The following is a 23,978-nucleotide window of genomic DNA, read 5'->3' on the forward strand; positions in this document are numbered from 1 at the left end:
CAGCTGTTAAAACGGATTTGCGTCCGGAATTGCGTGGAACAAAATCCAAGGCAACGGCCCGGCCGCAATGACAGCGCCGGGCCATTTGACGGTTGGATCTAATCAGTTGAGTGCAGGAATGCGCAGCACCTGGCCCGGATAGATCTTGTCTGGATGGCTCAGCATCGGCTTGTTGGCTTCAAAGATCAGCGTGTTCTTTGCGCCCTTGCCCTTGCCATATTGGGCCTCGGCAATCTTCCACAGATTGTCGCCCTTCTTGACGGTATAGAACACCGGAGCCTTGGCGACCGATCCGGTGGTCACATTATCGATTTTCAGCTCGTCGGTCTCGACCTTCGAGATGCCGAGCGAGTTGCCAACAGCAATGATCGCCTTTTCCAGGATCTCCTGGTCGGTGACATTGCCTTTCAGGACTGCCTTGTCGCCCTCGACGACCACCTGGACGTTTTCTGTACCAAGCTTGTGCGAATCGAGTTCCTTTTTCAGGTCTTCGGCCTTTGGCTCATCATCGCCAATGCCGATCTTCTTGCCTACGGATTTAACGAAATCAAATAGTCCCATGTCTGGCTCCTTGTTGATTGTTTAAACCGACAGATGCTGTTGTGGCACTCCGTGAAGAACTTGAAAAGACAAGATTAATGCGTGGGCGTGATATTCAAAACCCGTTTCTAGTCACCCTTGACCTTGCCACGCATCCGCTTCACATCGGAACGGCCGGATTTTGCCTTGAGGCGGCGTTCGATAGAGCCCTTTGTTGGCCTGGTTTTCTTGCGCGGTGGCGGTGGCGGTTCGGCCGCCTTGGCGATCAGCGCAACCATGCGCTCGCGCGCGTCCTGACGGTTGCGCTCCTGGGTGCGAAAGCGGTTGGCTTCGATCAGGATGTCACCCTCTTTGGTCGCCCTTTGACCCGCAAGTTTCACCAGGCGCGCAAACACCTCATCCGGCAGCCCGGCTCGCGCGCCAAGAAACCGCAGTTGCACTGCTGTAGAGACCTTGTTGACGTTCTGTCCCCCGGGGCCAGCCGAGCGAATGAAGCTTTCCTCCAGATCGTCCTCGTCGATCGAGATTCGGTTGGTGATCTTGATCCGGCCGCGGCTCTCTTCCATGCATGGATTGGTAGCCCAATCTTTGATTCGCGGAAAGCGCCGCTCAAATGCAAAAGGCCCCGTTGTCATGAACGGGGCCTCTTGGTTCAAATGGTGGGCGACTATTCCGCGGCGATCGGCGTATGTGGAGCCGCCGCCCGGATTTCGCTATCGACGTGGCTTTCGAACTTGCCGAAGTTGCGGATGAACATGTCGACCAGCTTGTTCGCCTGGGCGTCATATCCGGTCTTGTCCGCCCATGTCGAGCGTGGGTCAAGGATTGCACCGTCAACCCCGGGTACCGAAACCGGCACCTGGAACCCGAAATTCGGATCCGTGCGGAACTCGGCATTCTTCAGCGATCCATCGAGCGCAGCGGTCAGAAGCGCGCGTGTCGCCTTGATTGGCATGCGCTTGCCGGTACCAAAGGCACCGCCCGTCCAGCCGGTGTTGACCAGCCAGCAATCCACATTGTGGTCGGCTATCAGTTGGCGCAGGAGATTGCCGTATTCCGAGGGATGCCGCGGCATGAAAGGCGCACCGAAGCAGGTTGAGAATGTCGCTTCGGGCTCGGTCACGCCGCGTTCGGTGCCGGCAACCTTGGCGGTGTATCCGGAAAGGAAGTGGTACATGGCCTGAGCCGGGGTCAGCTTGGCGATGGGCGGCATGACGCCGAATGCGTCGGCCGTCAGCATGATGATGTTTTTCGGATGGCCCGCCTTACCAGTCTTCGAAGCGTTGGGTATGAAATCGAGCGGATAGGCGCAGCGCGTGTTTTCTGTCAGCGAACCATCGTTGAAATCCGGCTGCCGGTTTTCATCAAGCACGACGTTCTCAAGCACGGTGCCGAAACGCTGGGTCGTGGCGAAAATTTCCGGCTCCGCCTCGGCCGAAAGACGAATTGTCTTGGCATAGCAGCCGCCTTCGAAGTTGAAGACGCCGTGTTCGCCCCAGCCATGTTCGTCGTCGCCGATCAATGTCCGCGCTGGGTCGGCCGAAAGAGTGGTCTTGCCGGTTCCCGAAAGGCCGAAGAACACGGCTGTGTCACCGTCCGGACCCTCATTGGCCGAGCAATGCATAGGCATAACGCCCTTCGCCGGCAGGATGTAGTTCAGAGCCGTAAACACAGATTTCTTCATTTCGCCCGCATAGGCGGAGCCGCCGATCAGCACGATCAGGCGCTTTAGGTCGACGGCGATCACCGTCTCTGTGCGCGTGCCGTGCCGTGCCGGATCAGCTCGGAAAGACGGCAGGTCGATAATCGTCATCTGCGGCACGAAGCTTGTCAGCGTCTCGCGCTCCGGACGGATGAGGAGGTTGCGGATAAACAGCGAATGCCAGGCAAATTCGGTGATGACGCGGGTATTCAGGCTGTAGTCCGCGTCGGCGCCGCCGATCAGATCCTGGACAAACAGCTCCTTGCCCTGTGCCTGCTCCATGAAATCCGCATAGAGCAACTCAAAGGCCTCAGGAGACATTGGGGCATTGTTATCCCACCAGATGTGGTCTTCCGTCGATGCGTCCCGAACAACAAACTTGTCCTTGGGCGAACGGCCGGTGTGCTGACCCGTGCGGGCAACAAGTGCGCCCTGGGCTGTCAGCTGGGCTTCACCACGGCGCAATGTCTCTTCGTAGAGCTCTGCGGCTCCCAGATTATAATAGACCGCCGATAACCCCTTCAAGCCTGAGGTGCCGAGCGCGATCGCCGCGTTATGAGTACCGGTCTCTCTAGTCATGTGTCCGCCATTGTTTAACAAGGTTCAAGGGTCAAGCTCAGATTATGCCGCACTTCGCATCTTCCAGCGGGAATGCGGTCACACTAGGTCAAAAGCAGAAAAAATGAGTAGTATCAAATGTTTAATCGATTTAAAGAATTTAAAATTTTTTAAATCGGTTGAAATAAGGAGAATTTCCGCTGTTCTTCCGTGAGCGTAAGAGTTGCGAAATGCGGCTAGGATGATATCACTTGCTATCTGTGCCACATTTTGTACCTAGTTTGTCCGCACAAGCAGCACTGACGTAAATGGCACAAGGAAAGACAGGGCATGAGGGAAGTACCCGCAATGCAAACAATCGCGCTCGTCGACGACGACCGCAACATTCTGACCTCCGTATCGATTGCGCTTGAATCGGAAGGCTATCGTGTCGAGACGTATACCGACGGTGCCTCGGCGCTTGACGGTTTGATGGCCCGTCCGCCCAACCTCGCCATTTTCGATATCAAGATGCCGCGCATGGACGGGATGGAGCTTTTGCGCCGCCTGCGCCAGAAATCCGATCTCCCGGTGATTTTCCTGACGTCAAAAGATGACGAGATCGACGAATTGTTCGGCCTCAAGATGGGTGCTGACGATTTCATCACCAAACCATTCTCGCAGCGTTTGCTCGTCGAGCGCGTGAAGGCGGTGTTGCGGCGCGTGGCGGCCCGGGAAACTGCAGCAAAGCCGGGCAGTCCTCAGGCAAAATCGCTCGAGCGTGGCCAGCTGGTCATGGACCAGGAGCGCCACACCTGTACCTGGATGGGCGAGCCGGTGACCTTGACCGTCACGGAGTTCCTCATCCTGCACTCGCTTGCCCAGCGCCCGGGCGTGGTCAAAAGCCGCGACGCGCTGATGGATGCGGCCTATGATGAGCAGGTCTACGTTGACGATCGCACCATCGATAGCCATATCAAGCGTCTTCGCAAGAAGTTCAAAGTCGTTGATGACGATTTCGACATGATCGAAACGCTCTACGGTGTTGGCTATCGCTTCCGCGAAACGTGATATAGTTGCGGTGGATATTGATTAGTACATTGAAGACGGAGCGTGCCGCTGCTTTCACAGCCACGTGATCCGCTGTAAAACAAGTTGTCTCAATGCGGCATGAGTGCAATGAGACAACGCAATTTATGAGTCTTCTGAGGCAGAAATGGTAGCCCAGCTTCAAAGCGGCAGCATTACCCGCAAGAGCGCCGTCATGCGCCGGAAGCGTTCGCTTGCCTTGAGGCGCTTCTTCAAGCCGCTCAACCGCGTCTTCGGCAACTACCTGTTTTCGAGCCTCACCCGGCGCATTCTCTTTCTCAACCTTGCGGGCCTTGCCGTCCTCTTGTCCGGAATCATGTATCTCAATCAGTTCCGCGACGGACTGATCGATGCACGTGTCGAGAGCCTTATGACGCAGGGCGAGATCATCGCTGGTGCGATCGCGTCTTCGGCAACAGTCGATACGAACTCGATCGCAATCGATCCCGAGAAGCTGCTTGAGTTGCAGGCAGGCCAAAGCATCACACCCACACCCGATGTCCTGGACAACCTCGACTTTCCTATTAATCCAGAACGTGTCGCGCCAGTCTTGCGCCGGCTCATCTCGCCGACGCGAACCCGGGCCCGCATATACGATCGCGACTCCAATCTCCTGCTCGATTCGCGCCACCTCTATTCCCGCGGTCAGGTGCTGCGCTACGAGCTGCCGCCTATCGATGGCGAGGAGCCGAGCTTCTTCGAGCGTTTGACCAACCGCATGACGCGTCTGCTGCGCCGTAGCGACCTGCCGATTTACCAGGAGCAGCCGGGCGGCAACGGTTCCTCTTACCCCGAAATCGTCAAGGCGCTGACCGGCGCACCGGCAACCGTCGTGCGTATGACCGAAAAGGGCGAACAGATCGTTTCGGTCGCTGTGCCCATCCAGCGGTTCCGTGCCGTGCTCGGCGTGCTTTTGTTGTCAACCGAAGGCGGCGACATCGACAAGATCGTCCAGGGCGAACGCTTCGCAATCATCCGCGTCTTCACGGTTGCCGCACTGGTCATGGCGATCCTGTCGCTATTCCTGGCATCGACCATCGCCAATCCGCTGCGCCGTCTCGCCGCCGCCGCCGATCGTGTCCGCCATGGTGTAAAAAACCGTGAGGAAATTCCTGACTTTTCCGAGAGGCAAGATGAGATCGGGCATCTTTCCACGTCTATCCGCGACATGACCAATGCGCTTTATGCCCGGATCGAATCGATCGAGAGCTTTGCTGCGGATGTCAGTCATGAATTGAAGAACCCGCTCACTTCACTGCGAAGCGCTGTTGAAACTTTGCCATTGGCCAAAAGTGAAGACTCAAAAAAGCGATTGTTGGATGTCATCCAGCATGATGTGCGTCGACTTGATCGACTGATCACCGATATTTCCGACGCCTCGCGCCTCGACGCCGAATTGGCACGGGAGGATTCCGAGCATGTTGATCTCCGGTACCTGCTCGGCAATCTCGTCACTGCAGCCCGTGAGGTCAGGCGCAACAAGAAGGACACGCGCATCGAGTTCGTCGTTGGCAAGCTGCCAAACAACAAGAAAGGCTTCTTCGTTGTTGGTCATGATCTGCGATTGGGTCAGGTCGTCTCCAACCTGATCGAAAATGCGCGTTCTTTCGTGCCGGTGGAAGACGGTGTGATTACCGTTACGCTTCAGCATATGGGAGATCGCATCCGCATTCTGGTCGAGGACAACGGACCTGGCATCCGCGTCGAACAGATCGACCGGATTTTCGAGCGATTTTATACGGACCGGCCCTTCGGCGAAGCCTTTGGCCAGAATTCCGGTCTCGGCCTGTCGATCAGTCGCCAGATCATTGAGGCCCATGGCGGTACGTTGAATGCTGAGAACATCATCGATCCGACAGATCCTGACAACTATCTCGGCGCTCGGTTCATCGCCATTCTTCCGGTTGAGGTGTGATGATCGATGGCGCCGGCCAGCTTGCGCACGCGACAGCGGTTGTTGTCGGAGACCGCGGCATCCTGATCATCGGACCCTCGGGATCAGGCAAGTCATCTGTGGCACGCTCCTTGATCGATCGGGCGCTCGCAAAAGGAACATTTGCAGCCGTGGTCAGCGATGATCAATGTCAGTTGCAGGCGGTGTCGGGCCGGCTGATCTGCACCGTTCCGGCCGCCTTGCGCGGAGGGCTCGAGGTGCGCGGTTCCGGGCTTCACGCGGTTGATCATGAGGACAGCGCAGTCATGCATCTTGTCGTAGAACTGGTTGAACCCGATCGTGCCGTTCGGTTTGCCGATGAAACGGAAATACAACTTGAGGGTGTCTCTATCGCCTATGCTCTGCTACCAAAACGAGAAATTGAATCCGCCTGCCGTGCCATCGAGGCCAGACTTTTCACCCCACCATGGAAAAAAAGGTAAGACAATCCAATTGGTTGCCTTGTTAAGCTGCGAGAAAATGACTGACTGTCTTGCTAACGCCATTTTTCCACTTGCCTTCACGATTCGTCCTGCCAGAATGCGACACCTGCCAAACGGGGCATTCAATGCGCAGTTAAAAGCCTTCTCCCAAGGGGCTGGCGCGACAGGAGCAGTTTCAGAATGATCGGACTCGTGCTTGTGACGCACGGAAGACTGGCTGAGGAGTTTCATCATGCCGTGGAGCATGTTGTTGGCCAGCAGGAATATTTGGAAACCGTGTCAATTGGCGCGGATGATGATATGGAGCAGCGCCGGCGCGATATCGTCGATGCCGTTGCGCGTGCCGACAATGGTTCGGGCGTCATCATTCTCACGGACATGTTTGGGGGAACGCCTTCCAATCTGGCGATTTCCGTGATGGAGTCGGGACGGATCGAAGTTATCGCTGGTGTGAACCTGCCGATGCTTATCAAGCTTTCCAGCGTGCGCGTCACCAATGATATGGCGGCGTCTTTGCGGGAAGGCCAGGATGCGGGACGGAAATATATCAACGTGGCCAGCCAGGTGCTGACAGCCAAATAGAGGTTTTGAATGCGCCTGACTGCAGAAACGACCGGCACATTTGATCCGGACAGTGCACTTGTGGAGTCATTCGAGATCATCAATCGCCGCGGTCTGCACGCGCGTGCCTCGGCCAAGTTCGTCCAGCTCGTTGATGGCTATGACGCCCATGTACGCGTCGAGAAGGATGGCATGACGGTTGGTGGAACATCTATCATGGGCCTGATGATGCTCGCCGCTTCGCCCGGTTGCTGCATCAAGGTCAGTGCATCGGGAATTCAGGCACCTGAAGTCATGAAGGCGCTCGGTGCGCTGATCGCCGATAAATTCGGCGAGGAAGCCTGAGCCCACAGCCACCTTCATCAGCGGTCAAAACAATCTGTGATATGCACGCATAAGGATTTCTTTATATCCCATTGTGCGTTGATGCCTAATCTGCTAGTCAACGGCATCTCCGGTCGCCCGATGGATCGAGCGCGGCCAAACTGAACACTTGAACGACGGAGCTGATTAAGATGGCCGAGAAACAGGATTATATCGTCAAGGACCTTGAGCTGGCCGCATGGGGCCGCAAGGAAATTGAAATCGCCGAGACCGAAATGCCAGGCCTGATGGCCAGCCGCGAAGAATTCGGATCGTCGCAGCCGCTCAAGGGTGCCCGCATCACCGGTTCGCTGCACATGACGATCCAGACGGCCGTTTTGATCGAGACCCTTCAGGCGCTTGGCGCCAAGGTCCGCTGGGCTTCCTGCAACATCTTCTCGACGCAGGATCATGCCGCTGCAGCCATCGCTGCGACCGGTACGCCGGTCTTCGCCGTCAAGGGCGAGACGCTCGAAGAGTACTGGACCTATACCGACCAGATTTTTCAATGGCCGGATGGCCAGCCGTCCAACATGATTCTCGATGATGGCGGCGACGCTACCATGTACATTCTGATCGGTGCTCGCGCCGAGGCCGGTGAAGACGTCCTGTCCAACCCGGGCAGCGAAGAAGAGGAAATCCTCTTCGCACAGATCAAGAAGCGCATGCAGGAAACGCCTGGTTTCTTCACCCGCCAGCGCGATGCGATCAAGGGCGTCACCGAAGAAACTACGACCGGCGTCAATCGGCTGTATCAGCTGCAGAAGAAGGGCTTGCTGCCCTTCCCGGCAATCAACGTCAACGACAGTGTCACCAAGTCGAAATTCGACAACAAGTACGGCTGCAAGGAATCGCTGGTCGACGGTATCCGTCGCGCTACCGACGTCATGATGGCCGGTAAGGTTGCCGTCGTCTGCGGCTATGGCGATGTTGGCAAGGGTTCCGCGCAGTCGCTGAATGGCGCCGGTGCCCGCGTCAAGGTTACGGAAGTCGATCCGATCTGTGCGTTGCAGGCTGCAATGGACGGTTTTGAAGTTGTGACGCTCGAAGATGCGGCTCCTACGGCCGACATCATCATCACCACGACCGGCAACAAGGACGTCATCACCATCGACACGATGCGCAAGATGAAGGACATGGTGATTGTCGGCAATATCGGCCACTTCGACAATGAAATTCAGGTCGTCGCATTGCGCAATCTTAAGTGGAACAACATCAAGCCGCAGGTCGACATGATCACGTTCCCGGATGGCAAGCGTCTGCTGCTTCTGTCGGAGGGCCGCCTGCTGAATCTCGGTAATGCCACGGGTCATCCGAGCTTCGTCATGTCCGCTTCGTTCACCAACCAGGTTCTGGCTCAGATCGAGCTCTATAGCCGCGGCGAACAGTACAAGAATGAGGTCTACGTACTACCGAAGCATCTCGACGAAAAGGTCGCCCGCCTGCATCTCGACAAGCTCGGCGCGAAATTGTCGGTTCTTTCGGAAGAACAGGCCGCCTATATTGGTGTAACGCCAAGCGGCCCATTCAAGTCAGACCACTACAGATATTGATCTGATCAGTATATACACACAAGATATAGAAGCCGGAGGATTGACAAATTCTCCGGCTTTCTTTTTTGCGCCCAGTTCTTCCCGTCGATTCGCTCAAGGTTTATTGTAGTGATTCGGGATGACGCTGTTTCAGGTGGGCCAAACGATTGAAGAATCGGAAGGATAGGGAACAGCAGCATTCGTCAGGATGGGGCTTGAGCGGTTTGCAGCCATATTGGATCAATTCTGTTTCGCGGATGGCGAGACAATCCACGCGGAAGGTGGCGAGCCCGCTGAGAAATTTGCGGGCACTGCTTGCCGGCGCAAGCTCGGCTTTGCCATTCTTGGTGACATTCACCCCTCACGCGCGTGCAGAGGATGCGCTCGGCAGGATCAACACCCCGTTTGGTGTCGAAGTCGGAACATTCGAAGTGATACAATTTGCCATGTTCCTCGGTGCCATGGGAGCCGCTCTCCTTTCGGCAGGTTGGCTCATCCGTGAGCGCAGCCGCATCGCCCACGAAAATCGACAGTTGCGTGACAAGGTTGCCGATCTCAACGTTACCGTTCAGCGCAACGAGGCAATGCTCAATCTCAAGGACCAGCGCATCATTGTCTGGGAGGGCGCTTCAAGCACACCCAATCTGATTGGCAGCCTGCCAGCAGAGATCGGCGTACCCGAGGCCCGGGCACTGTTCCTGGCGTTTGGCCGCTGGCTTCAGATCGATTCCGCGACCTTGCTGGATCGTTCGATCTCGGCTCTGCGCGAAAAGGCGCGGCCTTTCGATATAGCGATTGAGACCTCGAAAGGTGCGCCGCTGGAGGTACAAGGCCGTACCTCTGGTGGCTATGCCATCGTCCGTTTCATCAATCTCGGCGAGGCGAGGGCCGCACAGGCGCTGCTCAAGACCGAGAACTATCAGCTCAACGAAGCTGTTGGCGCATTGCGCGGGCTGCTAGAATCGATCGACATGCCAGCCTGGAGCCGCGATGGCGACGGTCGCCTTACCTGGGTCAACATGGCGTATGCCAAGGCCGTCGATGTTCGTGATCCGCGCGCTGCCATTAGTGAGGCTCGCGAACTGTTCGGCGTGCAAGCCCGCGAGCGTATTGAACGGGACAAGGCAGCAAACCGCCGCTTTCACGATCAGCTGTCGACCGTTGTTGGCGGCGACCGCCATGTTTTCCGGGTGACAGACGCTGCCGGCAGCGCGGGCTCGGCGGGCCTGGCAACCGATATCAGTGAAATCGAACTCATACGCGAAGAATTCAAGCGCACGGTGCTCAACCATTCGGATACGCTGGACCAGCTGAATTCCGCAGTCGCCATGTTCGATGCCAACCGCAAGCTGGAATTCTTCAATCAGGCCTTCGCAAAACTCTGGGGGCTGGATACCGCGTTCCTCGATAGCAATCCCGACAATGCAATGCTGCTTGACCGTTTCCGCAGCGACGGAATTCTGCCGGAGCAACCTGACTGGCGGCGCTGGAAAGAAACCGTGCTCTCGGCCTATCACTCGGTCGAGTCGCAGGAGCACATCTGGTATCTGACCGACGGCCGGACACTGCGTGTCATCGTCAATCCGCAGCCGAAGGGCGGGGTTACCTGGGTTTTCGAAAACCTGACGGAGAAACTCGAACTGCAAAGCCGTTACAACACGCTGATCAAGGTTCAGGGCCAGACGCTGGATCATTTGGCCGAGGGTGTTGCCGTATTCGGCTCCGATGGCAAGATTCGCCTGTCCAATCCTGCCTTCGCAACGTTGTGGTCGCTGAAGCGCGAACAGATTGCCGAGGGCATGCATATCTCGGCTATCCGCCGGCTCTGCGAGCCGGTTTCGGACGTAGCGCATTGGGAAAACTTCGTCACGACCGTCACGGGCTTTGACGACGAGCGTCAATCGCTCTCCGGTCATATTGAACTCAGCACCGGCAAGATCCTGTTCTACGCCACAGCGCCCTTGCCGAATGGCCAGACCATGCTCACTTTCGTCGATGTCACGGACTCAGTACAGGTCGAGCGCGCCCTGAAGGAAAAGAACGAGGCGTTGGAGCGCACGGACGAACTGAAGAACGATTTCGTACAGCACGTCTCCTACGAACTGCGCTCGCCGCTGACGAACATCATCGGTTTCACGGAGTTGCTGCAGACGCCGATGACAGGCCCGCTCAACGACCGCCAGCGCGACTACCTCGATCACATTGGCAGTTCTTCATCGGTCCTGCTGACGATCGTCAACGATATTCTCGATCTTGCAACCGTCGATGCCGGCATCATGGAGCTCGACATCAGCGACGTCTCGGTCACCGATGCGGTGACGACAGCTTCGGAGAAAGTGGCCGAGCGGTTGAAGGAGCACAATATCCTCCTGGATATTCGCGTTGCGCCCGGATCCGGTTCTTTCCGGGCCGACGCCAGCCGCGTCAAGCAGGTCTTAGCCAATCTTTTAAGCAACGCCGCCAATTACGCACCCGAAGGCAGCACCGTTACGCTCGCCTGCTGGCGCGAACAGGCCGAAATGATCTTCAGCGTGCAGGACCATGGTCCGGGTATGCCGGACTATGTCCTCAACAGCATATTCAAGCGTTTCCAGCCCTATCCGAACGGCGGGCGCAAACGCGGCGCGGGATTGGGGCTGTCGATTGTCAAGGGCTTTGTCGAACTGCATGGCGGTACCGTCGATATCGACAGTGCCGCAGGCAAGGGCACGCTGGTTACCTGCCGTTTCCCGCTCGAAGCGCGGACTTATCGCATTGCTGCCGAATAAGGCACCCATGCTTACCGTTCATCTTGCAACTACCGAAGAAACTGAGCGCCTTGGCCAAGACCTGGCCTTGTCCTTGCGCAAGGGAGACCTCGTGACGTTGTCCGGCGATCTTGGCGCCGGAAAATCGACTCTGGCACGCGGCCTCATCCGTACCATTGCAGATGACAATGGCTATGAAGTGCCAAGTCCGACCTTCACGATCGTCCAGTCCTATCCGGAACTACGCTTGCCGATAAGCCACGTCGATCTCTATCGCCTGTCTTCCGCCGACGAGCTTGACGAACTCGGCCTGGACGAGGCACTCGACGACGGTGCTGTGCTGGTAGAGTGGCCGGAACGGGGGGCCGATGCCCTGCCGGCGTCCAGCTTGCGTGTGACGCTACTCGGCGAGGGTGATGGCCGCAAGGCAATCATTGAAGGCAAGCCTGATGCCGTTGCAAGACTGCAGCGCTCACTGGCAATCCGCACATTTCTCGGACGGGCCGGTTTTCCGGTCGCGGAACGTCGTTATCTGCTTGGCGATGCGTCGGCGCGAGGCTACGAGACCATTACGGCGGAAGGCAAACCGCCACTCATACTGATGAATTCGCCCTATAACCCTGGCGGGCCGGTCTTGCGCAACGGCAAGACCTATATGCAGATCGCCCACCTTTCTCAATCGGTTACCGCGTTTGTTGCAATGGACAAACTGTTGCAGTCCAAGGGCTTCAGCGTACCCGAGATTTACGCGGAGGATCTGGACGGCGGCCTTCTACTCCTGGAAAATCTAGGCAGCGAAGGAGTGCTCGATGCCAGTGGCGCTCCTATCCCGGAACGCTACGAGGCTGCCGTTCGAATGCTGGCTCACCTGCACCAGCATTCGTGGCCGCAGAACATCGACGCGGCAAAGGGTTATGCACACCATATCCACAGCTTCGATCGTGATGCCATGATGATCGAAGTTGAGCTTCTGTCGGATTGGTATGCGCCGCGCCTCAGCGGCAGACCGCTAGATTCTCAACAAAAAGCGCAATACGTTGCTGCTTGGGATCATGTATTTAGTCAGTTAATTAATGTTGAGGAAAGTTTGTTGCTGCGCGATGTTCACTCGCCCAACATCCTCTGGCGTGGCGATGCGACCGGAATGGATCGCGTCGGGTTGATCGATTTTCAGGATGCCATGATCGGGCCCTCCGCCTATGATGTAGCGTCGTTGATCTTCGATGCGCGGGTGACGATCACTCCAGAATTCCAGGATATTTTGCTTGCCGCCTATATCGACGAACGCCAGACGCTGACGGCACCGTTCGACGAGACCAGGTTCCGCAAGGCGTTCGCCATCATGGCCGCGCAAAGAAACGCCAAAATACTCGGCATATTCGTCCGCCTCGATGAACGCGACGGCAAACCCTTCTATCTGCAGCACTTGTCCCGCATTCAGGCTTATCTTAATCGGGTGATCGATCATCCGGCACTAGCGCCGGTCAAGGATTGGTGCGAAAAGGCAGGCGTTCTCACTTCGGAGATTTAATTTGATGGCAAGTCCGCGCGCGGCAATGGTTCTGGCAGCCGGTCTCGGCAAACGCATGGCTCCGATTACAAATACAATACCAAAGCCGCTGGTTAAGGTAGCCGGCAAACCATTGATCGATTGGGGGCTTGATGCGCTTGAAAAAGCCGGTGTCGAGCGCGCCATCGTCAACACGCATTATCTCGCCGATCAGATGGATGTGCACCTGGCGGAGCGCAAAGCACCGGCCATTCTCGTTTCCGACGAACGCGACGAGCTGCTCGACTCCGCTGGCGGCATCGTCAAGGCTTTGGCGCAAATCGGGACTGAACCCTTCTATGTCGTCAATGCCGATACTTTCTGGATCGATGGTGCGAGGCCCAATCTTGTCCTGCTGGCGGAAGGATGGGATGATGCACGGATGGACATGCTCCTCATGATAGCGACCAAGGACCAATCGACCGGCTATGACGGTCGTGGCGATTTCCACATGAGCACCGAGGGCAGGCTGAGCCGTCTCGGACCTGGCGAAACCTCGCCCTATATCTATGCCGGTGCCGCGATCCTGCATCCGCGTATTTTTGCCGGCGCTCCCGCCGGCAAAGCGTCGCTCAATCGTTATTTTGACGAGGCGATAGCGGCAGACCGGCTCTACGGCTTGTCCATGGATGGTCTCTGGCTGACGGTCGGAACACCGGCCGCCATCGGCGATGCCGAAGCTGCCATCGCCCTACAGGAGAAAAATGGTTGAGCGCCCGCATTGCCGGGTCTTCTCTATAGCACCTGGGATACCGTTCCTGCCCGCTCTTGTCGATGCACTGCAATCGGGCCGGCTCATCCCCGGTTTTCCTGCTGATCCGGCGGATCCAATGGCGCTGGCGCGCGCGACGATCTACGTTCCGACACGCCGTGCCGCGCGTACCCTGCGCTCGCTTCTGGTCGAACGGAGCCCGGTCAAATCGGCCATTCTCCCGGTCATACGTCCGCTTGGCGATGTGGATGAGGATGCGGCGATGTTCGACATGGGATCGGACGCCCTCTTCGATCTGGCGCCGCCGATCAGTGCGACAGAGCGGCTGCTGCTGCTGGCGCGACTGGTTCGGCCATGGCGCGAGCGTTTGCCGGATCACGTTCGCTCCCTGTTCGGCAATGAGGAAATCGCCATCCCAGCCACCACCGCAGACGCGATCTGGCTGGCGCGTGACCTTGCGAGCCTGATGGATCAGGTGGAAACCGAAGCCAGCGGCTGGTCGAGCCTTGCCAATATCGTCTCGGAAGACCTGCCGAACTGGTGGCAGGTGACGCTGGACTTTCTGGGTATCGTCACCGGTCTCTGGCCGGATATCCTGACCGAACGGCATCGATCAAATCCCGCTGCCCATCGCAACCGTCTGATTGAACTGGAAGCTGAGCGTCTGGTGCGCAATCCCCCGCCGGGGCCAGTCATCGCAGCCGGCTCGACAGGATCGATCCCGGCGACGGCCAAGCTGCTGGCATCGATCGCGTCACTGTCGCAAGGCGCGGTCGTCCTGCCCGGCCTTGACCGCGACATGGACGCCGCAAGCTGGGAGGTTCTGGCAAATCTTGCGGATAATCCGTCAATCTTCGGCCATCCCCAGTATGGTCTGCGCAAACTTCTGAGCGAGCTAGGCGTCCTGCGCGGCGATGTCATTCCCCTGGCAAACGTCTCGCCGCAGAAGCGCGCCCGCGAGCATTTGCTAGCCGAAGCCATGCGGCCCGCCGACACAAGCGAAGCCTGGAGCATAATTGATCGCAAAAGTGATCCATTCTCCACCGCCATTGCACCCGTGGCGCTGGTCGAAGCGGTAAACGAACGGGAAGAGGCGCTGAGTGTGGCGATTGCACTGCGTGACGCCATCGACAAGCGGGGCAAGACCGCTGCCTTGATCACCGCCGATCGCGATCTCGCGCGGCGGGTCTCGACGGAACTTGCGCGCTTCAACATCGCAGCGGACGATTCCGGCGGTCGTGCCTTGCGCGAGACGCAAGCAGCCACGCTGATGCGGCTGACGATGGAGGCAGTGTTCAATCCCGGCGACCCGGTAGCGCTCCTGGCGCTCCTCAAACACCCGCTGACACGTATCGGACTGGAACGTTCGGTGGTGCTGCAGGCTGCTGAAACCATCGAGCTTGTGGCACTGCGCGGCGGAACCGGCCGCGCCTCGCTCTCCGGGCTTGCCGCGTTCTTGGAGAAACGGCTCGGTGAGGGATCGAGTGCACCATTCGAACCGGTCTGGTTGCGGCAGATTACTGTTGCCCAGATCGAGGCGGCGCGGGCCGCTTGCGGCGCCTTAAGCCGCTGCATGGAACCGCTCATTGCCTTCGCTGGAAAGGCAGAGCCGGTGCAGATGGCCGAGATCGTTCATGCGAGCGTTGCCTGCCTGGAAAATCTGGCGCGTGACGACAAGGGGGACATCGCTGCACTCTACACCGGTGCTGCAGGAGAACAGTTTGCAGCCTTCCTGCGAAACCTGGTCTCAGCCGATTCGGGGCTTGATTTCCTCCCCTTGGAATGGCCGGGAATGATCGAAGCGCTCATGTCGGGCGAGGTGGTCAAACCGAAGGCCGGTGCCCATCCACGCCTCTTCATCTGGGGTGCACTCGAAGCGCGCCTGCAGACCGTCGATACGGTGATCATTGGCGGACTGAATGAAGGCTCCTGGCCTGGCAAGACCCGCAACGATCCATTCATGTCGCGGCCGATGAAGTCCATCATCAATCTCGAACCACCGGAGCGGCGCACAGGCCTTGCCGCTCATGACTTCCAGATGGCGATGGGCATGGACCGTGTCATCCTCACCCGGTCACAGCGTTCCGCCAATGCGCCCACGGTAGCCTCCCGCTGGCTGCAACGGCTGGAAACCGTGCTCGGGCAGCCCGCAGCGGCAGAGTTGCGGGCGCGCGGTGCCAAATATCTCAACTGGGCGCGCCAGATCGATCATGCCGCGGATGAGGATTTCGTCAAGCGGCCCGAACCACGGCCACCGCTCGAAGCGCGGCCGAAGCATTTTTCCGTGACTGAGATTGAAACACTCAGGCGCGATCCATATGCGATCTTTGCGCGCCGCATCCTGCGGCTTCGTCCGATCGACCCGTTAATCCGCGATCCTGACGTCGCGGAGCGGGGCTCGCTGTTCCACGACATTCTGGCGCATTTCACCGAGGAAGAGATCGATCCGTTGCGCCAGGACGCAGCCGCATGTCTCCTGGAGATCGGCAGACGCCATTTCGACAATTTGGCGCTGCCGGAGGAAATCGATGCGGTCTGGTGGCCGCGGTTTCAGTCTCTGGTGCCTGAATATCTCGATTGGGAACGCGACCGCGCTCCATTGATTGCCCAACGGCATCCGGAAATCGCCTCGAAGAAAATCTCTGTGGGCACAACGGGCGTCACGCTGTCCGGACGCGCTGACCGGGTCGACCTCAGACGCGATGGGACGGTGGATATCATCGATTACAAGACCGGCTCGACGCCGTCGAAACGACAGGCGCATGTGCTGCTGTCTCCCCAACTGGCACTGGAAGCGGCACTTCTGGCCCGCGGCGCATTTCATGAAGTCGGAAATCGCGCCGCCGCTGACCTCCTCTATGTGCGGCTCCGGCCCAGCGGCAGGGTGGATCCCGAATCCATTCTCAAGGTCGGCACATCCATGAACGCCAGCGAGAAGACAGCACCGGAATTGGGCGAACTGTCCTGGGCCCGGCTCACCGAGCTGCTGACCGCCTATCGCGATCCGCAAAAAGGCTATCTGTCACGCGCTCTGCCATTCAAGGAAAGCGATCTGACCGGCGACTACGATCATCTTGCCCGTGTGCTGGAATGGTCGGCAGGTGGTGCAGATGATGGCGGTGAGGAATGAGAAAGCCACGGATCATCCCCCGCGAAACGGTTCTCGATCAGAACCGCGCCGCTAACCCGAGGGATTCCGTCTGGGTATCGGCGAATGCCGGTTCCGGCAAGACGCACGTTCTGACGGAGCGGGTGATCCGGCTGCTTCTCGACGGAACCGATCCATCGAAAATCCTCTGCCTCACCTATACCAAGGCGGCCGCCGCGGTTATGCAGAACCGCGTCTTCGCGCGGCTCTCCGAGTGGGCAACGACCGACGAAGAAAAATTGGCACAGGCCATCGAACAGATTGACGGCCAGGCGCCCGATCGCGAGCGCCTGGCGCAAGCGCGCCGCCTGTTTGCGCGAGCCCTCGAAACGCCCGGTGGGTTGAAGATTCAGACCATCCATGCCTTCTGCGAAGCCATCCTCCATCAGTTCCCGCTTGAGGCCAACATTGCCGGCCATTTCGAACTGATGGACGACCTGATGCAGGTAGCTCTCGTCGGCGAGGCGCGCCGCCAGCTGTTGCAGTCCGCTCGGCTTGACAAAAACGCGGAGCTCGCCGCCGCCTTCGCCGATGTGCTCGATGCGGCGGGTGAGTTCGGCTTGCAGGGATTGCTCGATGAAGCGGTCAGCAAGCGGCACGATCTGGCGCGGTTCATTCACGATATTGGCCACGATGAGTTGCGGCGCGAGACCTTCTATGCGCATTTCGGCTTTGCGAGCACTGATACTGAAGACAGCATCCTCGCGACCCTTTGGCCGGTCCGCGAATTTGACAGTGCGATCCTTGGAGAAATCCTTGAGATCCCCAGGAGCGCCACACGGGCACAGGAGTTCGCGTTGATCTTGCGTTTCGCCAAGGTCAACCAACAGATTGACCAGCGTGAAGCCACGTTGAAGACGGCGTTTCTGAAGGCGGGCGGCGAACCGAAGAGTGGCAGCTTTGTCTCGTCGAAGGCGGTGACTGACAGGGTACCGGATTTCATCGAACGCTTTGACCGGGCGGCGCAGCGCGTGTTTGAAGGGCTGGATCGCCTCAAGCAATTGCGCCTTGTTCGCTTGACCCTTTCAGCGCTGGCGCTGGTTGATGATCTGCTCGGACGCTACCAGCAAATGAAGAAGGCCCATGGCCTTCTCGATTTCGATGATCTCATCGTGCGCACGATGAACTTGCTAGCGCGTCAGGATGCCGGGCCTTGGGTCCAATACAAACTGGACAAGGGCATTGACCACATGCTGGTCGATGAGGCGCAGGATACCAGCCCCAATCAGTGGCGTGTCATCCGCTTGTTGAGCGAGGAGTTCTTCGCGGGTAAAACCGCGCGAAACATCCGGCGCACCCTGTTCGCTGTCGGCGATGAGAAGCAATCGATCTATTCCTTTCAGGGCGCCGTCCCAGAAGATTTTGCCGAGCACGGCAGGGCAACCGAAAGAAAGACGCGACAATCCGAATTGAGCTTTGAGCGGGTCAATCTCAACTTCTCGTTCCGCTCCGCTCCGGATGTCCTGTCCGCCGTTGACAAGGTCTTTGCGAGGCCGGAGGCCAATCGCGGCTTTGGCGTGGATCACCGCGCAACAGTTCATACGGCGATCCGCGCCAACGATCCCGGTGAAGTGCAGATCTGGGATATGCTGACACCGGAAACGGTACGCCAGGAGGACGACTGGCGAAAGCCCGTCGACAGTCTGCCGGCGCCACCTGTGCGTCTCGCCGAGCAGATTGCGAAGACGATAGAGCTCTGGCTCAAGGATGGCGAAATTCTGGAAGGGCAGAAGCGGCGGCTGGAAGCCCGTGACATCATGGTTCTGGTGCGCAAGCGTGACCAGTTCATGTCGGCTCTGTCACGTGAGCTGAAACGGCGCCAGGTGCCGGTTGCCGGCGCCGACCGTTTGAAACTGACGGATCACATCGCGGTCAAGGATTTGATGGCGCTTGGCCGGTTCATGCTGCTTTCGTCCGATGATTTGTCACTGGCGGCAGTGCTCAAGAGCCCGCTGTTCAAATTGGGTGACGACCAGCTGTTTGCCCTCGCCCACGGGAGGGCGGAAAACGAAACGCTCTATCAACGGCTGATCGCTCGTTCTGAAGAGGACTTGACCCTCTTTGACGTTGCGAAGCGGTTGCGGGATTGGCGCAGCCGCGCCGACACAGTTCCGGTGTTTGAATTCTATGCGGATATTCTGGGACCTGGCGGTGCGAGACGTGACATTCTGGCCAGGTTGGGTAACGAGGCAGGAGACGTCATCGACGAGTTCCAGAATTATGCTGTGGCGACGGAAAAAACCGGGCTTCCGGGGCTGCAGGCGTTTCTTGAAATTCTTGATGCGGCCGCACCGGAAATCAAACGCGAACTTGATCAGAGCCGCAACGAGGTTCGGATCATGACCGTCCATGCCTCGAAGGGACTGGAAGCGGCGGTGGTATTTCTGGTCGATTCCGGCAGTGCTGCTTCCGCAGGCGGTCGCACCCCAAACCTGCTTTCCTTCGACATGAAGGAGAAAGACGGGTGGGAGGGCAAAGGCTTCCTGTTTGTTCCGTCGAAGGCTCACGCGACGCAGTTTACCGGCAACATACTCAATGGTCTGAAGGTTCGGGCGGAGGAAGAATATCGCCGCCTGCTCTATGTGGGCATGACCAGAGCGGAGGATCGGCTGATTGTTTGCGGCTATCGCGGAGCGCGGTTTGCACGCGATATCTGGCATGATTTGGTCGACGATGCCCTGGCCGAGGCGAGCGAGCCGTTTCAGCATCCCGTCGAGGGTGTTGTCGCCAAGCGCTACCGGGTGACGGAACCCGTGCCCATGGTCACTGTTGAGTCTGACGCCGCAGGCGAGGTCGATGGCGTGCCATTTCCATCATCCTATCGAATGCCGATGGCGCGTGAAGCCGGCCTGCCACGGCCGCTTGCACCATCTGGTGTCTCCGTCCTGATCGAGCCAGACAACGAGGCACCCTTGGTGATTGGCTCGCCGGTACTGGGCGATCAGCGCGGCGATCCGTCCTTTGCGATCCGGCGCGGCATTGTCATTCACGCCCTGTTGCAGATGCTACCCAACCTTGACGCCGGTCAACGCGTCCCCGCGGCGAAACGCTACCTTTCCCGAGCCGCCTTTGACTGGAAGCCGGAGGATGTCGAAAACGCTCTCCAATCCGTCCTCGCGGTCATGGAGAATCCGGGTTTTCAGCCAGTGTTTGCGCCGGGATCGCTGGCGGAGGTTGCGATCATGGGAACGCTGCGTCTGCGCGGCAAGGAACACGCCGTTTCTGGCGTGATCGACCGGTTGGCGGTGAGGGGCGACAAGGTGCTCATCGTGGATTACAAGACCAACCGCCCGGCGCCGCAAGCGCTCGCCGACGTGCCTGGCGCCTATGTGGCGCAGCTAGCCCTTTATAGGCAATTGCTGGAGCCACTCTATCCCGGTAGAACGGTGCAAGCGGCGCTGCTCTTCACGGAGGGCCCGTATCTGATCAATATTCCCGTGAACGAGATGCAGGATTCTCTTGCCCGTCTCACCGCATCGTGACAAGAACCAGAGTGCTCTGACTTGACGAGCGTGAGCCGACTCACCACATGATGTGCAACACATCCACCAACACACAAGGAAAAGCCTATGGCTACCGTCAAGATCGACACCAGCAATTTCCAGTCCGATGTAATCCAGTCAGGTCAGCCTGTCGTTGTTGATTTTTGGGCTGAATGGTGTGGCCCGTGCAAGATGATCGCGCCCGCTCTTGAGGAGATCGCTTCGGAAATGGAAGGCAAGGTCACTATCGCCAAGGTCAATATCGACGAGAATCCGGAACTGGCAGCCCAGTTCGGCGTGCGTTCGATCCCGACCCTGCTGATGTTCAAGGATGGCGAACTTGCTGCCAATCTGGTTGGTGCGGCCCCCAAGAGCAAGCTGACCGACTGGATCAGGAATTCAGCCGCCTGATCGACTTCACTTTCGAGTAAAAAGCCCGGCCTTGTGCTGGGCTTTTTTATTATTGCGGGGGCGTCCCATTGTCCGAAAGGACGTCGCCTGCGAGATAAAGCGAACCGCCAATCAGTATGCGCGGCGCCGGCTCGGATTTGTCCCAGCTGTCGCGCAGGATTTTCAAGGCATTCTCGACTGAATGAACAGGTTCTGCCGAAAGCCCTGCCTCATGAGCGGCGATCGCCAGCTCATCGTGTGGAATGCCCGCACCACTGGAGCGGATCGGCACGGTATAAACGTGGCGCGCCATTCCCGTGAAGGCCTGGAAATAACCCACCGGATCCTTGGTATTGATCATCCCGGTGATGAGGAACAGCGGTCTTTGACTCCGGTCCTCGAGTGTGGCGACAGCTTCGGCAATGACGAGCCCGGCACCCGGATTATGTCCGCCGTCGAGCCATATTTCCGACCCCGGAACCGCCAGGTCGACCAGCTTGCCCTTGATGAGCCGCTGCATGCGCGCTGGCCACTCCACCGATGACATCGCCGTCTCGACCGCATATTCGGGGACGCTGAATCCCGCGGTCCTGACCGCTTGGATGGCAGCGGCAGCATTGGCTAACTGATGGCGGCCGAGCAGGCCTGGCATCGGCAGATCCATCAAGCCGGTATTGTCCTGATAGATCATCCGGCCGCGTTCTTCAAAGCTGAGGAAGTCCTGGCCATAGACCGAGTACGGGCAATCGCGCCGTTCAGCGGTCTCGATCAGCACCATGCGCACGGCTTCTTCTTCCTGCGCCCCGATAACGACCGGACAGCGTGGCTTGATGATGCCGGCCTTTTCTGCCGCGATCAGCTCGACCCGGTCACCGAGGTAAGACTGGTGATCGAGTGAAATTGGCATGATGACGCTGACGGCAGGCTCGGGGATCACATTGGTTGCGTCGAACCGGCCGCCAAGACCGACCTCAAGGATGACGGCGTCTGCCGGATGCTCCGAAAACAGCACGAAGGTGACGGCGGTCAGGATTTCGAACACGGTAATTGCCTGTCCGGCATTGGCTGCGGCGACCCGCTGAACTGCTTCGGCAAGAACATCGTCATCGACGATCTTGCCACCGCCGGGGCTTCCCAAACGATAGCGTTCGTGCCAGCGCACAAGATGCGGGGAGGTGTGGACATGAACCGTATAGCCCGCGGCCTCCAAGAGCGCGCGGGAGAATGCGACGGCCGAACCCTTGCCATTGGTGCCTGCCACGTGAATGACGGGCGGCAGACGCAGATGCGGATTGCCCAGTGTGTCCAGAAGACGGGTAATACGGCCCAATGACAGGTCAAAGCCCTTGGGGTGCAAGCCCAATAGCCGTTCTATCTCTTGTTCAGCGCGCGACGGCATTGCGTACCCGGGGTTCACGATCATCCAGTAGATCGAAGGAAATCAAGACTCGGCTTCGACGGGTGCCGGCAGTGAAGCGGCCAAGCCGTTCGGAAGTTCCTCGGGCTTTTGGGTCGCCGGCTCGCCCATCATCATCTTCAAGAGGCGTGCGATGGTCGATTTCAGCTCTGTACGCGGCACAACCATGTCGACCATACCGTGGGTCTTCAGGTATTCTGCGCGCTGGAACCCTTCAGGCAGCTTTTCGCGAATGGTCTGCTCGATGACGCGCTGCCCGGCAAATCCGATCAATGCACCCGGCTCTGCAATATGGATATCGCCCAGCATCGCATAGGAAGCGGACACGCCTCCTGTCGTAGGGTTGGTCAGAACGACGATATAGGGAAGGCCGGCCTCCTTAAGCATTTCGACAGCGACTGTCGTGCGCGGCAGCTGCATGAGCGAAAGGATACCCTCCTGCATGCGTGCGCCGCCAGACGCTGCGAAGAGCACCAGCGGCTTCTTCTGGGCGATTGCCGTCTCGAAGCCCTTGATGATCGCTTCGCCGGCGGCCATGCCGAGCGAACCGCCCATGAAACTGAAATCGTGAATCGTAACGACGATTGGCAGATCCTCGATTTTGCCGAGGGCGTTGATGATCGCATCATCCTGACCGGTCTTGGCGCGATGTTCCTTCAACCGGTCGACATAACGCTTTTCATCGCGGAACTTCAGCGGGTCGGTCGCGACCCTCGGTTGTTCGAGTGTTTCGTACACACCGTCATCGAAGAAGAACCGCAACCGGTCCCTGGCTGGAATGCGCATGTGGTGGCCCGAGGAGGGCGCGACCCACTGGTTCTTTTCTAGGTCCGTATGGAAAACCATCTCACCGGATTCGGGATCCTTGATCCAGAGATTCTCCGGCATTTCACGGCGGCCAAGCATCGAATTGATCTTTGGCCGGACGTAATTCGTGATCCAGTTCATGATCGGTCCTGTTCTTCTCTTCTGAGTTTCGCTGATTTAGGGCTTCTACTCGGCTGCGGCAAGCCTTGACGCGCGCACGCCGCTGGAAAGCCCCTGCACCATGGTGGCAACTGCCTCGGCCGGGTCAGCAACCAGTGAACCATCGGGGTTAATTGTATTGGCCACTGCATTGACGATGGCCGTGCCAACCACGACGCCGTCGGCAGCCGAACCGATCACCTTGGCCTGTTCGGCGGTTTTGACGCCGAAGCCAACGACGACCGGCAGATCCGTATGCCTCTTGATCCGCTCGACAGCCGCTGCCACGCGGCTCGTATCGGGCAATGCTGATCCGGTGATGCCGTTCATCGATACGTAATAGACGAAGCCCGATGTGTTCTGCAGGACTTTCGGCAGGCGCTTGTCGTCGGTCGTCGGCGTTGCCAGACGAATGAAGTTAACGCCGGCCCTAATGGCGGGGATGCACAATTCCTCATCCATTTCCGGCGGCAGGTCGACGACGATCAGGCCGTCGACGCCGGACGCAACCGCATCCTTCAGGAAGCGGTCGACACCATAGATGTAGATGGGATTGTAGTAGCCCATCAGGACGATGGGCGTGGTCTCGTCCGTTTCGCGAAAGCGCGCGGCCATTTCCAGCGTTCGCGTCAGTGACATGCCCTTTTTCAACGCACGCAAGCCCGCTGCCTGAATTGCGGGACCGTCGGCCATTGGATCGGAGAAGGGAACGCCGAGTTCGATGATGTCGGAGCCGGAACCCGGCAAGCCCTTCATGATCTTGAGCGAGGTTTCAAAATCCGGATCGCCGCCCATGAAATAGGTGACGAGGGCTGGACGGCCATCGGCCTTGAGCGCTGCAAATTTTCTGTCGATACGCGTCGTCAT

General features: G+C 58.4%; 18 protein-coding genes. 12 read left to right on the forward strand and 6 right to left on the reverse strand.

Annotation, left to right across the window (positions count from 1 at the left end):
* Nucleotides 1–102: 102 nt before the first annotated feature.
* The 3 genes from lysM to CU102_RS22840 all read right to left on the reverse strand — a co-directional run bounded on the left by lysM (nt 103) and on the right by CU102_RS22840 (nt 2,821).
* On the reverse strand, nt 103–561 hold the full coding sequence (gene lysM / locus CU102_RS22830) for a peptidoglycan-binding protein LysM (RefSeq protein ID WP_106713389.1): 459 nt from the start codon (nt 559–561) through the stop codon (nt 103–105).
* Nucleotides 562–668: 107 nt separating this feature from the next.
* Complete coding sequence (gene arfB / locus CU102_RS22835) at nt 669–1,106, reverse strand: alternative ribosome rescue aminoacyl-tRNA hydrolase ArfB (protein ID WP_106713427.1); 438 nt, start codon at nt 1,104–1,106, stop codon at nt 669–671.
* Nucleotides 1,107–1,207: 101 nt separating this feature from the next.
* Complete coding sequence (locus CU102_RS22840) at nt 1,208–2,821, reverse strand: phosphoenolpyruvate carboxykinase (protein ID WP_106713390.1); 1,614 nt, start codon at nt 2,819–2,821, stop codon at nt 1,208–1,210.
* Nucleotides 2,822–3,130: 309 nt separating this feature from the next.
* Here CU102_RS22840 and CU102_RS22845 point away from each other — a divergent pair, with 309 nt between their 5' ends.
* The 12 genes from CU102_RS22845 (at nt 3,131) to trxA (ending at nt 20,749) form a co-directional block, all read left to right on the forward strand.
* On the forward strand, nt 3,131–3,850 hold the full coding sequence (locus CU102_RS22845) for a response regulator transcription factor (RefSeq protein WP_162293175.1): 720 nt from the start codon (nt 3,131–3,133) through the stop codon (nt 3,848–3,850).
* A 145-nt stretch (nt 3,851–3,995) separates the two neighbouring features.
* On the forward strand, nt 3,996–5,783 hold the full coding sequence (locus CU102_RS22850; RefSeq protein ID WP_106713391.1) for a sensor histidine kinase: 1,788 nt from the start codon (nt 3,996–3,998) through the stop codon (nt 5,781–5,783).
* Nucleotides 5,783–6,244, forward strand: a complete 462-nt coding sequence (locus CU102_RS22855; protein ID WP_106713392.1) for an HPr kinase/phosphorylase — start codon at nt 5,783–5,785, stop codon at nt 6,242–6,244. The genes CU102_RS22850 and CU102_RS22855 overlap by 1 nt, the downstream gene beginning before the upstream one ends.
* Nucleotides 6,245–6,424: 180 nt before the next feature.
* On the forward strand, nt 6,425–6,826 hold the full coding sequence (locus CU102_RS22860) for a PTS sugar transporter subunit IIA (protein WP_100000814.1): 402 nt from the start codon (nt 6,425–6,427) through the stop codon (nt 6,824–6,826).
* A 9-nt stretch (nt 6,827–6,835) separates the two neighbouring features.
* Nucleotides 6,836–7,150, forward strand: a complete 315-nt coding sequence (locus CU102_RS22865; RefSeq protein WP_208113874.1) for an HPr family phosphocarrier protein — start codon at nt 6,836–6,838, stop codon at nt 7,148–7,150.
* 170 nt (nt 7,151–7,320) lie between these two features.
* Nucleotides 7,321–8,721, forward strand: coding sequence for an adenosylhomocysteinase (ahcY, locus tag CU102_RS22870; protein ID WP_106713393.1), 1,401 nt, complete (start codon nt 7,321–7,323; stop codon nt 8,719–8,721).
* A 236-nt stretch (nt 8,722–8,957) separates the two neighbouring features.
* Nucleotides 8,958–11,468: a sensor histidine kinase gene (locus CU102_RS22875; protein ID WP_106713394.1), complete on the forward strand. Its 2,511-nt coding sequence runs from the start codon at nt 8,958–8,960 to the stop codon at nt 11,466–11,468.
* Nucleotides 11,469–11,475: 7 nt separating this feature from the next.
* Entirely contained in the window at nt 11,476–12,978 is a 1,503-nt protein-coding gene (gene tsaE / locus CU102_RS22880) for a tRNA (adenosine(37)-N6)-threonylcarbamoyltransferase complex ATPase subunit type 1 TsaE (protein WP_106713395.1), read from the forward strand.
* A 4-nt stretch (nt 12,979–12,982) separates the two neighbouring features.
* On the forward strand, nt 12,983–13,708 hold the full coding sequence (locus tag CU102_RS22885; protein ID WP_245425487.1) for a nucleotidyltransferase family protein: 726 nt from the start codon (nt 12,983–12,985) through the stop codon (nt 13,706–13,708).
* Nucleotides 13,701–16,838: a double-strand break repair protein AddB gene (gene addB / locus CU102_RS22890; protein WP_106713397.1), complete on the forward strand. Its 3,138-nt coding sequence runs from the start codon at nt 13,701–13,703 to the stop codon at nt 16,836–16,838. The genes CU102_RS22885 and addB overlap by 8 nt, the downstream gene beginning before the upstream one ends.
* Entirely contained in the window at nt 16,835–20,338 is a 3,504-nt protein-coding gene (gene addA / locus CU102_RS22895; protein WP_106713398.1) for a double-strand break repair helicase AddA, read from the forward strand. Before addB ends, addA begins: the two co-directional genes overlap by 4 nt.
* Nucleotides 20,339–20,425: 87 nt before the next feature.
* Nucleotides 20,426–20,749, forward strand: coding sequence for a thioredoxin (gene trxA, locus CU102_RS22900; protein WP_106713399.1), 324 nt, complete (start codon nt 20,426–20,428; stop codon nt 20,747–20,749).
* Between the two features lie 49 nt (nt 20,750–20,798).
* Here the strand turns inward: trxA and CU102_RS22905 are convergent, their stop codons facing one another.
* From CU102_RS22905 to trpA, 3 genes are read right to left on the reverse strand one after another with little or no spacing between them, the layout of a single operon-like run.
* Nucleotides 20,799–22,127 (reverse strand): bifunctional folylpolyglutamate synthase/dihydrofolate synthase, encoded by a 1,329-nt coding sequence (locus tag CU102_RS22905; protein ID WP_106713429.1) that lies wholly within the window; start codon nt 22,125–22,127, stop codon nt 20,799–20,801.
* A gap of 42 nt (nt 22,128–22,169) precedes the next feature.
* Nucleotides 22,170–23,093 carry an acetyl-CoA carboxylase, carboxyltransferase subunit beta gene (gene accD / locus CU102_RS22910; RefSeq protein ID WP_106713400.1) on the reverse strand — a complete coding sequence of 308 codons (924 nt, stop codon included), beginning with the start codon at nt 23,091–23,093 and terminating at the stop codon, nt 22,170–22,172.
* A 45-nt stretch (nt 23,094–23,138) separates the two neighbouring features.
* Nucleotides 23,139–23,978 carry a tryptophan synthase subunit alpha gene (gene trpA / locus CU102_RS22915; RefSeq protein WP_106713401.1) on the reverse strand — a complete coding sequence of 280 codons (840 nt, stop codon included), beginning with the start codon at nt 23,976–23,978 and terminating at the stop codon, nt 23,139–23,141.

Source organism: Phyllobacterium brassicacearum, assembly GCF_003010955.1.
Classification (GTDB): domain Bacteria; phylum Pseudomonadota; class Alphaproteobacteria; order Rhizobiales; family Rhizobiaceae; genus Phyllobacterium; species Phyllobacterium brassicacearum.